General features: G+C 61.9%; 8 protein-coding genes and 1 pseudogene. 8 read left to right on the top strand and 1 reads right to left on the bottom strand.

Going from position 1 to position 14438, the window contains the following annotated elements:
* Positions 1–59 precede the first annotated feature (59 nt).
* The 8 genes and pseudogenes from OMP40_RS35815 to OMP40_RS35850 all read left to right on the top strand — a co-directional run bounded on the left by OMP40_RS35815 (position 60) and on the right by OMP40_RS35850 (position 13360).
* The gene (locus OMP40_RS35815; protein WP_277538684.1) at positions 60–3227 is read left to right on the top strand and encodes a glycoside hydrolase family 3 C-terminal domain-containing protein; all 3168 of its coding nucleotides are present in this window, start codon (positions 60–62) and stop codon (positions 3225–3227) included.
* Complete coding sequence (locus OMP40_RS35820) at positions 3223–5514, top strand: S-layer homology domain-containing protein (protein WP_277539715.1); 2292 nt, start codon at positions 3223–3225, stop codon at positions 5512–5514. Before OMP40_RS35815 ends, OMP40_RS35820 begins: the two co-directional genes overlap by 5 nt.
* A gap of 474 nt (positions 5515–5988) precedes the next feature.
* Positions 5989–7257: a hypothetical protein gene (locus OMP40_RS35825; RefSeq protein ID WP_277538686.1), complete on the top strand. Its 1269-nt coding sequence runs from the start codon at positions 5989–5991 to the stop codon at positions 7255–7257.
* Positions 7142–7762: a sensor histidine kinase gene (locus OMP40_RS35830; RefSeq protein ID WP_277538688.1), complete on the top strand. Its 621-nt coding sequence runs from the start codon at positions 7142–7144 to the stop codon at positions 7760–7762. Before OMP40_RS35825 ends, OMP40_RS35830 begins: the two co-directional genes overlap by 116 nt.
* A gap of 2 nt (positions 7763–7764) precedes the next feature.
* Positions 7765–9243: a response regulator transcription factor gene (locus OMP40_RS35835; RefSeq protein WP_277538690.1), complete on the top strand. Its 1479-nt coding sequence runs from the start codon at positions 7765–7767 to the stop codon at positions 9241–9243.
* 5 nt (positions 9244–9248) lie between these two features.
* A complete protein-coding gene (locus OMP40_RS35840) occupies positions 9249–10595 on the top strand; it encodes an ABC transporter substrate-binding protein (protein ID WP_277538692.1) in 1347 nt (448 codons plus the stop codon).
* 105 nt (positions 10596–10700) lie between these two features.
* Positions 10701–12278, top strand: a complete 1578-nt coding sequence (locus OMP40_RS35845; protein ID WP_277538694.1) for an alpha-L-rhamnosidase-related protein — start codon at positions 10701–10703, stop codon at positions 12276–12278.
* Between the two features lie 361 nt (positions 12279–12639).
* Positions 12640–13360: pseudogene (locus OMP40_RS35850) on the top strand (AAA family ATPase).
* A 163-nt stretch (positions 13361–13523) separates the two neighbouring features.
* Here OMP40_RS35850 and OMP40_RS35855 read toward each other — a convergent pair.
* Entirely contained in the window at positions 13524–14393 is an 870-nt protein-coding gene (locus OMP40_RS35855) for an NAD-dependent epimerase/dehydratase family protein (RefSeq protein ID WP_277538696.1), read from the bottom strand.
* Positions 14394–14438: the final 45 nt, after the last annotated feature.

The following is a 14438-nucleotide window of genomic DNA, read 5'->3' on the forward strand; positions in this document are numbered from 1 at the left end:
GGCTTGAAGCGGCGGCAGGAAACGATCGATCCATACTTATAGAAACGGCAGGTGTGCAAATGAACAAAATAAAGTTCCGAACGGGCAAAAAGAGCGTATCCGCGCTGCTGGCAGGCGTGCTGACCGCAGGGCTGGCGCTTGGCGGGCATGCGCCGGCGGCCTCGGCGGCGGAGCCGGGCGGCGCAATCTCCTTCAAGACCCAGTCGGGCGGCATCTTCGACGGCATGCCATTGTTCGACGGCAACCCCAGTCACCTCGATGCCTTTGTGGACACTTACTACGATTATATCGGGCTTGAGGGCGCCGCGCTTTACGCAACGGGCATCCGGGACAATTATACGTTCGTCATGGACGATGCCGACAACAACGGGCACAAAGGAAAAACGGTCCCCGGCGGTCTCGCGGCGGCCGACAACGTATACGGCGTATCGACGGATTTTCCTGCGCTCGTCGGTCTGGGCCAGACATGGAACAAGTCGCTCGTTTCGCAAGTAGGCAAGGTGATGGGCAGCGAGAAAATCAGCCAGTTGAACGTCAAGCAGGGAACGGCCAACATCCATAACGGTTCCAACACGTCGCGATCGATCGCTTTTACCGCGCTTTCCGACGTACGCGTCAATCCGCTTAACGGGCGGACGCCGGAAGGCTATGGCGAAGATCCGTATCTATCCGCTACGCTGATCGATAACATGGCTTCGGGCCTTGCCGGCACTGACCAGGAAGCGAGCCAGGACGGGTTCTGGCAGCGCGCGGTCGTCGGCACCAAGCACTTTTCCTTGTACAACGCAGAGTGGTTTCGCCAGACATCGAGCACGAACGCCGGCGCGCGGGCCATCTACGAGTACCAGATTCCGTCGGCGTTCAAGGGGCTGGAGTCGGGTTCGGTAGCCGGCGTCATGACGTCTTTCGGCCGTACGAACGGCGTTCCGAACATTATCTCGCCATACATGATTCTGGGCAGCCAGCTCGCCCGCTATGGGATGTACTCTTCGCCGGACTTTAACGGCGAGAATCATCTGTTCAACACGAGCTTCAGCAACGGGTTCGACACCCAATACACGCTCGATCGCAAGCACGCGCTCGCGCTGATGGTCCTGGCGCATTCGGAGTCTGTACGCGCTTCGGGCACGGACAAGACGGATGTCGTCACCTTGGCGAACGCGGTCAAGGAAGGCTTGTACGGCATCACGCTTCAGGACGTGGAGGAAGCCGGCCGTCCGATCGTGAACCAGCTCGCGCGCCTTGGCATTTTTAACGAAGTCGACGTAAGCGGCGTGCCGATCAACTATCCGTTCGCCGGTCAGGCGAAGGACGTGGCCGCTACGCTGACTAGCTTCAGTACGCCGGCGCATCAAGAGGTGGCATTGCAAGCCGCGCGCGAATCTGTCGTTCTGCTGAAGAACACGGACGAAGCGCTTCCGTTGGCCAAGAACAAGAAGGCCGCCGTCATCGGCGCCTACGCCGACATGCGAATGCGGCCGGGCTACGCGGCAGCGACGCCTACGACGCTCCCGAATGCCGGCAAGACGCCGCTGTATTCGATCCTGAATACGATCGGCGCAGGCAACGTGAAGTTCGCGACCGGCAGTGCGATCGTCGCGCTCAAGTCGGACTCGAACGGCAAGTATGTCACGGCAGGTACCGGCGCAGGCGCGCAGCTTAACGCAAGCTTTGCGGGCGCCGCGAACGCGCTGACCGATGCGCAGCTGTTCGAATATTACGACTGGGGCCAGAATGCCGCCAGCCTGAAGTCCAAGGCGAACGGCCTCTGGGTGACGGCGCCGACCGCCAACAGCGCCAGCGTAGGCAATACCGCTGCCGCGAACCTTTTGCTCACGAATCCGGATTGGACGACGCTGGCAACTACCGGCAACAACAGCACCGTGCCCGCCAAGCTGCGCTTCGAAACGAGCGGCGGCAGCTCCGTGTCGATCGTCTCGGGCGGCCTGGCCATTCAGACAGGCCTTTTCAACGGCCGCCTGCTGACGACCGGCACCGACGGCGCCATCGCGACCGCGGCTTCGACGATCGGCACGATCGCGAACTTCAACGCGCGGGATAATAGCGCCAAGTTCGACAAGACGATCGTGCAGGAAGCAGGCTCGGGCGCCGATATCGCCGCGATGGCGAACACGCAGGACTACGCGCTCGTCTTCGTCGGCGCGCATCCGAACAACAGCGGCGGCGAAGGCTCCGACCGCGCCGACCTGTACCTGGGCGCCGACGATTACAAGATCGCGCACAACGTCGCGGCGGCGTTCGCGGCCAAAAACAAAAAGACGATCGTCGTACTTCTCGCGAGCTCGCCGGTCATCATGGAAGAGATCCAGAAGGACCCGAACGTATCGGCCGTCATCACGCAGCCATACTCCGGCGAGTTCGACGCGCAGGGCCTGACGGACGTTCTGTTCGGCGACTACGCGCCGACCGGCCGCCTGTCCGCGACCTGGTACGCGGATATGTCCGCGCTGCCGGCGATCGACAAGTATTCGATTCCGGAAGGCAACACGACGATCTCGGTCGTCGACCAGCTGGACCCTCGCTTCGTATCCGACATGTTCAACGCGGATCCGGTCGAAGCCAAGCTGACGTACATGTACACGAACTCGCCGGTTACTTATGAGTTCGGCTACGGTCTTTCCTATGGCGAATTCACGTATAAAGAGTTCACGGCGCCGACGACGGCGGCAGCGAATCAGAAATTCAACGTATCCGTGGAGCTCACCAACGAAGGATCGATCACGACCTCCGAGGTCGTGCAGCTGTACGCGCGGAAAAACGGTTCCGCCTACGGCGAAGAAGTGCCCGCCAAAAAGCTGGTCGCCTATGATAAGGTCGAGCTGACCCAGGGTGAGCACAAGATCGTCACGCTCAGCGTCGATCCGAAGGACCTCGCGATCTGGGACGTCAACAAGGGCGACTATATCGTCGAAGACGGCGCTTATACGTTCATGATCGGACGTTCCTCCAAGGACATCCGGTCGACCAAGGACGTTACGATCTCCGGAGACTCGCTCGCGACGCTGGATGCCAAGACGGCATTTAACGTATTCGACCATGCGTACGACTCTTATGCGGTCGCCTACCGAGAAGCTTCGAAGGCGCGTACGGTGGAGAGCCTGCGCGACGACAGGATCGCGGGCGAATACTACGCAGTCATGTCCAAGGGGGGCAGACTCCTGGGTCGCGCTGCCGAAAGCGGACTTCACGGGCGCGAAAAAAATTGAAGCAAGCGTAGGCACGAACGGAGCGGGCGGCAATATCACGCTGCGGGCGGACTCGCCGACGGCCGAGCCGTTCGCGACGATCGCCGTGCCGATCACGGGCAAGACGACTTATGTCATGCCGACGGCCGCCGATCAGACGGTTAACGAGCTGGGTTATGCGAAAGTCGAGGCTGCGGTAGCGACGGCGCCTGCGGGTACGCACACGGTGTATGTCGTGTTCGAAGCCGCCGACCTGCGCATCGACTCGCTGCAGGTGACGCAGACGGCCGTGAACATCGCCAAGCCGATGGACGGCGCGGCGCTGCCGGCCGCGAAGCCGGGCGTGGCATACGATCAGACGCTGGCGCTCGAAGCAAGCGGCGGCACCGCTCCTTATACGTGGAGCGTGACCGGACTGCCCGAGGGACTGAGCTTCGACGCCGCGACGGGCAAGATCACGGGCACCGTGGCGGACGGCGCAGTGGATAGCAGTCCTTATACGGTGACGATCTCGGCGACGGACGCGAACGACGAGACGGTATCGGTGTCGAACACGCTGGCCATCGGCGACATGCTGGGCATCGGCTCGCCGGAAGGCGGAGCCGTGCCGGCGGCCAAGGTTGGCACGGACTACAGCGTGCAATTGGCGGCTTATGGCGGCACCGAGCCTTACACCTGGACGGTGACGGGACTGCCGGAAGGGTTGGCGCTGGATGCCGGGACGCAAAAGATTAGCGGCGTACCGGCTGCGGGCACGGATGCGGACAGCCCGTACGAAGTCGTCATTCGCGTGACGGATTCCGCCAATGTTTCCCGGGAAATGACGGCATCTCTGACCGTCTCGCCGTCGGATCCGGTCGATCCGGGTACGGAGGAGCTGGCGATTGTAGCGCCGGTTGCGGGAAGTGCGATCGTATCTGGCAATGAAGGCAGCGCGTACGATCAATTGCTGACGCTGACGGCCACGGGCGGCATGGAGCCGTACGTATGGAGCGTAAGCGGATTGCCGACGGGATTGACGTTCGATCCGGCGACCTTGCGGATCACGGGTACGCCGGCGAGCAGTGGCACCTTCCCGCTGACGATCACGGCGAAGGATGCGGAAGAACGTACGGCAACGGTGGCGGCAAGTCTCACGATCGCGCCGATCTATGTACCGCCGTACGTCCCGCCGGTGACGACGCCTGTTACGGAGACGAGTCAGCCGGATGCCGAAGGCAAGTTGAAGGTGACGGAATCGATGTTGACGGTTGGCGACACGGGCGCAACCGTGACGCTGCCGGCCGGCACGAAGACGGCGCTGCTGCCGGGAGGCCTGCTGGGCAAAGCGGAAAGCAAGAGCCTGGAGCTCAAAGCTGACGGCTTGTCCCTCACGCTGCCTGCAGCGGTGGTGAAGCAGCTTGCGGCCGCGATTCCGGCGGATCGCCTCAGCGATGCGCAGGTGCAAGTATCGTTTAAGGCAGTAGACGCGGCTGCGGCTGCGCAAGCCGTCGGGGCTTCGACCGACGCGACGAACGTGCGTCTTGCAGGCGACGTTATCGAGTTTACGCTGACCGTCGTCGTTGGCGACGCAAACACGGCCGTGACGACGTTCGACGCGCCGATCACGCTGACGCTGAAGGCGGACGGCGTCGCGAATCCGAAGCTCGGCGGCATCTTCTATCTGGCGGGTAACGGACAGCGCCAGTATGTCGACAGCAAGTATGTCGACGGCGCCTATGTCGCGCAGATTCAACACTTTAGCAAGTATGCGGTACTGGAAGTAACCAAGAACTTCGCCGACGTCCCGGATTCGCACTGGGCGATCGACGTGATCAAGGAGCTGGCGGCCAAGCAGATCGTCGGCGGTACGAGCGAGACGACGTTCGAGCCGGGCCGCACGATCACGCGCGCCGAGTTCACGCAGCTGCTGGCAGGCGCGCTGAAGCTGACGGACGAAGGCAAGCAGTCCTTCGCCGACGTCGCAGCAGGCGCCTGGTACGCCAAGCCGATCGCGTTGGCGGCGGAAGCCGGCATCGTATCTGGCCGTGGAGACGGCACGTTCGACCCGGGCGGCGCGATCACCCGCCAGGAGATGGCGACGATGATCGTGAAGGCTTACCGCTACCTGCACGGCAACGCGGCAGCGTCCGGCGTAGGCGCGAGCTTCGCCGACGCGGATCGGATCGCGGCCTGGGCGGCGCCGTACGTGGCAGAAGCCTCGTCGCTCGGCCTGCTGTCGGGCCGCGGTGAAGGGCGGTTCGCGCCGCGGGGCGTGACGACCCGCGCCGAAGCGGCGCAGTCGGTGTACAATTTACTGCAAAAGTAAAGTCGTGCAAGAACGACGCAATGAGCGCCAAGCCTGCGGGCTTGGCGTTTTTTTTGCGCAGAGTCGAAAGGCAGTGAGAGGCGGCGGGGGCCGGACGTGGCAGAAGTAGGGAGGCGGGGCGAAGGGTCTAAGGCGGATCTTCGGATCCGTAGGTCGGAGGAGGATCGGCGGATCGGCGGCGATGAGAGACGAATCGGCGTCGGTTAAGCGGTGTCGCGGATCGGGATTGAGAGGTTTCGGGTTCAGCGACGAATCGCAACGGGATCGCAGCAGCCCTTCTCCTAAAAAACGCGGAGCTTTCCCAAAAAAAACGCACCTTAATATTGAAGGCGCGATTGGTTACAATGAAAGGAAACGGGCTCGCGCCGCGGCCGCACCGTCATCCGCGATGCGCCAAAAGTGCGGTGAGCCGGGCGGAAAGCATCTTTGGTTCCGCTTACAAGGCGCCCGCGACGCCCGTAAAGGATGCTTGCCATGATTACGAGACTCCGCCGTTTTCTGCTGAAGCTCAGGCCGCCGCGAATCCGCAGCCGATTTCTGGCGGCCATGATTCTGGTTTCGCTTCCGCCGCTGTTCGTGCTGGGATACGTCTCCCTGAACATTTCTAAAGACATGCTCGTGCAAAACCATATACAGGCCAACGCGGACCATCTTAAGACGTCCAGCGAGGTCGCCGATCTGCTCATGCGCAACATCATCAACATGAACCGCATCATCCTGTCCAACGACCAGCTCCGGCAGGAGTTGTACCAAAGCGGCGAGGCCAAGGCGGACGGGGAAGGCGTCATCGACGTGCGCACGGCCAACCTGCTGCAAAATATCGTCGTGTCTAACTTGTTCGACATCCAGAACATCGACTCGATCTGCCTGTTCGACCGCAACTTCCGGTCCGTCTGCTACGGACGCTCGGAGCAGGCGGGCAAGTACGGCTCCGAGGAAACGCGCGGCCTGATCGAGCGCACGGACTGGTACGCGCAGGCCGAGCAGGCCAGGGGCAAGGAAGTGTTTTTCGGCTATAACGTGCTTGAGGAGTCGCCGTACGGCAACGCATTTTCAAGCGTCAAGCTGCTGCGGGACCCGAACCGGCTGAGCGGGGACAAGATCGGCCTGCTCGTCATCAACATCCGCAAGTCGATCTTCGAGCAGACGGTCAACGAGAGCGACGAGAGCGGCTTCCTTGTGCTGGATACGCGGGAGACGAATCCTGTCGTCGTGTACGATCTGCGTCCCGAGCTCACGGCCGGCGTCGGCGTCGGCGGCAGCCTGGACGCGACGTTCGCGAACATGCGCGAGGCCGGTTACCTGTACAGCCAATATCGGAACGCGACGAGCGGTTGGATGTTCGTTCACTTCGTTGAAGCGAAGGCGCTGCTTCAGCAGTCCCAGCGCATCACGCTGACGACGGGACTGCTCGCCGCGCTCATGGCCGGCATCGCGCTCGCGGTGTCTTACTTTGTCTCGGGGACGATCACGAAGCCGCTGTTGCAGCTGAAAAAAATGATCGGCGACTGGGCCAAGGGCCATTCGTCTGCCGACGCGGGCGAGGCGTTTCTCGCGGACGAGGTCGGCGTCATCGGGCAGACGTTCCATCGGGTGACGGCGGATTATCAGGTGCTGAGCGAGCGGCTTGCTGCAAGCGCAGCTCAAGGAGCGGGAGGCCGAGCTGCGCTCGCTGCAGGCGCAGATCAAGCCGCACTTTTTATACAATACGCTCGATTCGATCTACTGGATGTCGATGCTTGAGGAGCAGCACGATATCGCCCAGATGGCGCTGTCGCTGTCCGAGAGCTTCAAGCTGAGCCTGAACAAGGGCAAGGAGACGATCCCGGTCTACAAGGAGCTCAAGCACATCGAGCATTATATGATCATCCAGAATCTGCGCTATGACAACCGCTTCAAGTACGAGCAAGAGGTCGATTCGGACATCATGAGCTATGAGATCATGAAGCTGATGCTGCAGCCGCTCGTCGAGAACGCGATCTATCACGGGCTCGAACCGAAGGTCGGCGAAGGAACGGTGCGGCTGACCGGGAGAATGGACGGAGAGTTCCTGTCGTTCACGGTGATCGACGACGGGGTCGGCATGGCGGATATCCGGAAAACGGAGGAAGGATACGGCATGCGCAACGTGCGCGAACGGCTGGAGATCTACTATGGGCCGACGAGCTCGTTTACGATTCGCAGCCGGCCCGGCGAGGGCACCTCGATCGAGCTGCGCTTCCCGCACAAGCTATACAAGGAGGAGTAGACATGCTGAAGGCGGTCGTGTTCGACGACGAATTCATCGTGCTGAAGGGGCTGGAGCGGCTCATCGACTGGCGCGAGCACGGCGTCGAGCTGGCGGGGACGGCGAAGGACGGGCTGTCCGCGCTGGAGCTGTTCAAGGCGCTGCGGCCCGATATCGTCATGACCGACATCCGCATGCCGGGCATGGACGGACTCCAGCTGATCGAACGCATCCGCGAGGAAGCCCCCGATACGGTGTGCATCGTGTTCAGCGGCTACAACGAGTTCGACTACGTCAAGCGCGCGATCAAGCTCGGCGTCGTCGACTATCTGGAGAAGCCGATCACGATCTCGAAGATCCGGGAAGGGATCGAGAAGGCGGTCGCGCGTATCGGCGAGCGAAGCGAGATGTCGAGTCTAAAGCGAAGATGGCAGGAGGGGCTGCTGGAAAAAGCGACGCTCGATCTGCTCCTCTACGGGCGCGACGCCGAAGCGGAGTGGCGAACGCAATTCGGTCCGGAAGCGGAGGACGTACGGGGCGTCACGGTCGTCGCCGGCGCGGATTCGGCGTTCGAGCTGCCGGAGGGGCCCGGCTTCCGCGTGGTTACGGTGCGCAACGGCGCCGAATTTCTGCAGGCCGTGTTCCACCTGGGCGCGGTCGGCAGCGATTGGACGAACGCCCTGCAGGCATGGGACCGGACGGCCGTCGGCTCGGGAGCGACGCATGCCGATGTCGGCGAAGCGGCCGTCAGCTGCCGCGAGGCGCTTCGGGCGCTCCGATACGGTAAATACCTCGAGGGCACCGGCTGGACCCGGTACGAGGATCTCGGCGACGGACATTCGCCTGCGCCGGCGTTGTCCGATCTGGAGGAAGGCATTCTCTTTGATCTGCGGCTCGGAGACAAGGACAGCCTTATGCAAAAGCTGGACGACTACCTGGCATCATTCAAGCAGGGCAAGGTCGATCCGGAGATCGCCGAGCTCGAGCTGCTGAAGCTGCTGCTTCACGCCTTCGAAGCGGCCAGGGAAACGGGAGGCGACGCCTCCGAGATTGACGGCGCCGGCGAGCCGCCGCAGCTGACACTGCGTCAGCTTGAGACGAGGTCGGCGCAGGCCGCCTGGCTTCGCGAGGAGATCGAACGGATCGCGGACTGGATACGCGGCGTGCGACAGCGCACGAAGCATTCGGCAGTGGAGAAAGCGCTTGCCTACATGGAGCTGCATTATGGCAGGGATCTGACCCAGCAGGAGGTCGCGGCCCACGTAGAGATGAATGCCGCGTATTTCAGCCTGCTTTTCAAGGAGCAGATGGGACTCTCTTATATCAAATATTTGACCAAGCTGCGCATGGAAAAAGCGAAGACGCTGCTGGAGGAAGGCATGCCGACGCAGGAGATCAGCGAACGGGTGGGGTACTATCACGCGCGGCACTTTGCCGAGGTGTTCAAAAAGCAGACCGGCATGACGCCAGGACAATACCGTTCAACCGGGAGAGGCAGGTGAGCGGCATGCGGCAAAAGGGATGGAAGCGCTTGATCAGGCTGCCGGTTTTCCTCCTGACGCTGCCGGCGATATCCGCGCTCCTGTTGACGTCCTGCGGCGGCACGCCGACGCCAGCACTCGTCCCTTCCGACGATGCGACGACGATACTGTACCTTTCCTCCAATAAAGAAAACGAAGGCAGCTCCAGAATCATCAGCGAGCTCGCTCGCGAATATCAGAACGCGCATCCGTCGGTCCGCTACAAGTTCGAGAACGTGTCGGAGAGCGACCTGAGCCAGCGGGTGCAGCTGCTTGCGGCGAGCAACGACCTGCCCGTGCTGTTCAGCTATCAATCGGGCAAGCCGCTGCTCGACCTCATCGCCAGCAACGCGGCGCTCGACCTGGAGCGGACGTTCGCGGAGCTCGGCATGGCCGACAGCCTGAATCCCGCGGCCGTCGAGCTGCTCAAGGCGTACGCGGAAGGAAAAGGACTGTACGCCCTGCCGCTGGAGATGAACATCGAAGGCTTCTGGTACAACAAGGCGCTTTTCGCAAAATACGGCCTGCAAGAGCCCCGGACCTGGGACGAGATGCTGGCGGCGGCGGAGACGTTCAAGCGCGAGGGCATCCAGCCGTTTGCCGTGGCCGGCAAGGAGAAGTGGCCGATCACCCGGTTGATCAACGCGTACGCGATACGCAAGCTCGGCGTCGACGCAATGGAAAAAGTGGATAAGGGAGATCTGTCGCTCGCGAATTCCGGCTTCGTCGAGGCGGCGGATGCCGTGCAGCGGATGGGGCTCCAGGGATACTTCGGCTCCCGCGTGAACACGATCGACATGGGCACGTCGGTTAATTTGTTCCTGCAGGGCAAGGCGGCCATGTTCTACATGGGCAGCTGGCAGCTGCGCGCTTTTAACGACTCGACGCAGAACAAGATCGGGGCGGACAACGTCGGCTTTTTCAGCATCCCGCTAGTTCGGGACGGAAGGGGCTCGCTTGACGAATATCCGGTGAATGCCGGACTGACCACTTCCTTTTCCAAATCTTCGTATACGCCCGAGGTCGGCGATTGGATGAAGTACGTGTTCGAGCGGTACGGAGACCGTGCCATGTCGGAGCTCGGCATGGTGACGGGATTTAACGTGAAGGACGTGCCCGAGGACGCGCCGCCGCTCACAAAAATGGTTCAGAGCAAGATCGGCGAGGTCACCAAGGGAGCGCTGTGGTTCGAGGCCCGCTTCAGCACCAAGGCGCAGCTTCTGGCCTGGGACAATGCGCAGTTGCTCGTCACCAGTGCGGGGTATTCGCCGAAGGACTATCTTGGCGAGCTGCAGCGGCAGTTGGAGGCGGATCGCGCTACGGAGGGGCGGTAGGTGTCGCGTCAAATGAGGTAGGCGCGCGCTATTTACGGTTCTATAAGCGAGTCAAGGTTGACTGATACAGCGGATCGTACAAGCGATTGAAGGAGGAGCCTGGAAATGTCGGATACGATCAAAATGCAAACGGCGCAGGTAAGAATCGTACGCAGCGAAGCTTACGTTAGCAAGGCGGAGGCGCTAAAGCCGGTATTGCTCGAGGAGGCGGTCAAGGCGGCGCGCATCGTCGAGGTCGTCGCGGACGCCGAGGCCATGCACGGCTGGCGCGCGAGGGAGGCCGCACCGATTGAGGCGCTCGAGATCCGCGAATTCAAAAAAGGCGATGCAGTCGTGCTCGACTTCGGGGATCATCGAGTCGGCTTCGTCTCGCTCGGCGTCCGCCCGGTCGGCAGTCCGCCGGACGCACCGCTGAAGCTGAAGTTGACGTTCGGCGAGATGCCGGTCGAGATGGCGGAGCCGTTCTCCTCTTATAACGGCTGGATCAGCAGCTCCTGGCTGCAGGAGGAGATCTTGATCGTCGACGTGCTGCCGGCGCGGATCTCGCTGCCGCGAAGATACAGCTTTCGCTATCTGAAGCTGGAGGTGCTGGATACGTCTCAAAAGTATCGTATCGCCTTCGGCGATGCGGCGGTTCGCACCGTCACATCCGGCGACGCTTCCGCAGTGAGCGAGCTGGCGCATCCCGATCCCGTCCTTCGGGAGATCGACCGCGTGAGCGTCAAGACGCTGCAGGATTGCATGCAGGACGTATTCGAGGACGGGCCGAAGCGGGACCGCAGGCTGTGGCTGGGCGACCTGAGGCTTCAGGCGCTGGCGAACTACGAGACGTTCCGCGGCGACGACCTGGTCAAGCGCTGCCTCTTCCTGTTCGCGGCCGTGCCCGACGAGCTGGGACGGGTGACGGCGAATCTGTTCGTCGAGCCGGATTTGATCGCGGACGATACGTACTTGTACGACTACTCGCTGTTTTTCGCCGCAACCTTGCACGACTATGTGGAGGCAACGGGCGATGAAGAGACGCTGCGGGAGCTGTGGCCGCTCGCGCGCCGGCAGGTCGAGCTGGGACTCGAGCGGCTCGACGAGTCGGACATGGTACGGGACGATGAATCCTGGTGGGCGTTCATCGACTGGCACCAGTCGCTTAACAAGCAGGCGCCCGCGCAGGGGGTGCTAATCTATACGCTGAAGCGCGCGATCGCCATGGCTAAGCGGGTGGGCTGCGATTCGGCGGCCGGACTGTCGGCGCGGCTCGCCGAAGTCGAGTCCGCGACGCTGGCGCGGCTGTGGGATGCGGAACGCGGCTTTTTCGTCAGCGGCGCGGACCGGCAGGTGTCCTGGGCGTCGCAGGCTTGGATGGCGCTGGCGGAGGTGCTGCCCCCCGCGGAGAATAAAGCGCTGATGCTGCGGCTGCTCGCCGAGTCGCCGGACATCGGCCCGACCACGCCGTACATGTACCATCACATCGTCGAGGCGCTGCTGCTGACGGGTTGCCGGGACGATGCGGTTGCGATGCTTAAGCAGTACTGGGGCGGAATGCTTGAAGACGGCGCAGACACGTTCTGGGAGCTGTACGATCCGCAGGACAAGAGCTTCTCTCCGTACGGCAGCCACCTCATCAACAGCTACTGTCACGCGTGGAGCTGCACGCCGACTTATTTGATCCGCAAGTACGGGCTATAGCACAAGCCTCTTTTTCATGTTTTAACGGTATCCCTTTCGATCAGGCATGATGCTTTTATTCATTTGCACAGTATCCCCTTCGTTCAGGAACGTCCTCGATGCTGCGCATGGATGCCTCCTGTTCGAAGGGGATATCGTTCAAATGCGGCGAAGGGCATGCGACAACGAGAAGAAGCGCCCGTACCGCCCGGTACAGGCGCTTTTCTTTTTACGGCTGAGATCGGCGTCGGGCCGAAATTATGCGAGTGCTTCGATGATTCCCGCGGATGCCCTTATATCGATCCCCGGGACGGTTGACCCGGGCGCGAACAATCGTTACGTTTATCGTATACAAACAGATCGCACGGCGGGAGAGGATCGGATGTTTTTGCGCAGTCTGTCGGTGATCGGTGCAGGCGAAGCGAATCGGGAAGGTTACCCGTTCGACATCCCGGCGATACGCGGACTCGTTTCGCTCGCTTTTGAGTCAAACGTCACCTTCTTCGTCGGAGAAAACGGATCGGGCAAATCGACGCTGCTGGAAGCGATCGCTTACCAATGCGGGTTCAACCAGGCAGGCGGCAGCAGAAACAACCTGTACGAGGTGGAGGCTGCCGGTTCTGCGCTTGGCGACGCGATTCGGCTGTCCTGGATGCCCAAGGTGACGAACGGCTTTTTTCTGCGCGCCGAGACGTTTTACCACTTTGCCTCCCATCTGGATACGATGCCCGAGAGCTTGGGCGCCTACGGCGGACGCTCGCTGCACCGGCAGTCGCATGGCGAGGCGTTCTTGTCGCTGTTCAAGCACCGGTTCGGCCGCAGGGCCGTTTATTTGCTCGACGAGCCCGAAGCGGCGTTATCCCCGGCCAGGCAGTTGGCGCTTATGCGAATCATCAAGGACCTGGAAAAGGATGCGCAGTTCATCGTGGCCACGCATTCCCCGATACTCCTCGGCTATCCGGGGGGCCCGAATCCTGAGCTTCGACGAGGCGCCGATCCGGGAGGTCCGGTACGAGGACACGCTGCACTATATCGTAACCAAGCGGTTTTTGGAAAACCGGGACAAGGTGCTGGACGAGCTGTTCGACGACGAAGACGGTTGATAGGGAGGAGTGATCCTAAGACGCGTAAATTATTGCACGATGTCCAAAATGCGAAGATCAGGCCGAGCTCGCAGTTTGGACACGGGACGCAACTCCAACTTTCGCCGTGCAGACACCTGATATCGATGCGGGTACGGCTCTTTTCCTATGCGTGCGCCCAAGCTCATCGGGAAGCCGGTTGCGCACGCATAGAGCGCTGCGGGTAGAATCCAATCGCGTCTGCGATGGCGCGCATGTCGAACACGGGCTTGTGCGCGTGGCCAGGCTGTTCGTAGTAGGACAGGTCGTAGTCCGCCGCACGGTCCCCCAGCACCGAGCGGAGCATGTCGGCCGTAGGAATGCTGCAGCTGCTGTCGGGGCCGACCAGGTTCCACGTATGGACGCCGGGCGGCAGCTCAGCTTCGGCCGTGCGAACGATACCCGCGACGATGTCGCTGACGTACACATGGCTCAGGCGCACGAAGGGGATCGTCAACTTCGTTCCGGCGTCTACCGGCTGCGGCGTCCAGTCTGCACCCACGACTGCGCCTAATCGCAGATTGACGAAGCGCGTGTCCGGATGCAGGCGATGGAAATAGTGCGTTACCTGCTCGGCCATCGCCTTGCTGAGGCCGTAGGCGTCCGTCGCCAGACAGGGGTGCTCGTCCGGGATCGGCAGCCGCTCCGGCAGGAAACCGCTGCCGAGACAACCGGGAGCGGCGACCGAGCTGGCCGAGACGAACCTTTCGGCGCCCCTGTCGAGCAAGTAACGGAACAGCCGCCTCGTACCCAGTACGTTTACGGATAAGCCGTCCTCCTCGCTGCAGCCGCCCGTCACCGCAGCCAGATGAATAACGGTATCGATTCGATAGGCATCCAACTGCCGCAAGTCCTCGAACCGATCGAACGAACCCCGCACATGGACGCACCCGGCATCGTCCCGTTCCAACGCCTTGCCGCCGCGCGACAGACAGACGACTTCATGGCTGCCGGCCAGACGCGGGGCCAGCTCGCGGCCGATGAACCCGGTCGCTCCGGTAATCAGGATCGCCATGCTAATTCACCTGCTCCCAGTTAATAACGATGCCGTTGTATGCGT

This window comes from Cohnella rhizosphaerae (assembly GCF_029525575.1).
Lineage (GTDB): Bacteria > Bacillota > Bacilli > Paenibacillales > Paenibacillaceae > Cohnella > Cohnella rhizosphaerae.

What these genes read in the sequence shown, in the direction of transcription:
- OMP40_RS35815 (WP_277538684.1), top strand. Translation starts at nt 60, where the DNA reads ATGAACAAAATAAAGTTCCGAACGGGCAAAAAGAGCGTATCCGCGCTG.
- OMP40_RS35840 (WP_277538692.1), top strand. Translation starts at nt 9,249, where the DNA reads ATGCGGCAAAAGGGATGGAAGCGCTTGATCAGGCTGCCGGTTTTCCTC.
- OMP40_RS35845 (WP_277538694.1), top strand. Translation starts at nt 10,701, where the DNA reads ATGTCGGATACGATCAAAATGCAAACGGCGCAGGTAAGAATCGTACGC.
- OMP40_RS35835 (WP_277538690.1), top strand. Translation starts at nt 7,765, where the DNA reads ATGCTGAAGGCGGTCGTGTTCGACGACGAATTCATCGTGCTGAAGGGG.
- OMP40_RS35825 (WP_277538686.1), top strand. Translation starts at nt 5,989, where the DNA reads ATGATTACGAGACTCCGCCGTTTTCTGCTGAAGCTCAGGCCGCCGCGA.
- OMP40_RS35855 (WP_277538696.1), bottom strand. Translation starts at nt 14,393, where the DNA reads ATGGCGATCCTGATTACCGGAGCGACCGGGTTCATCGGCCGCGAGCTG.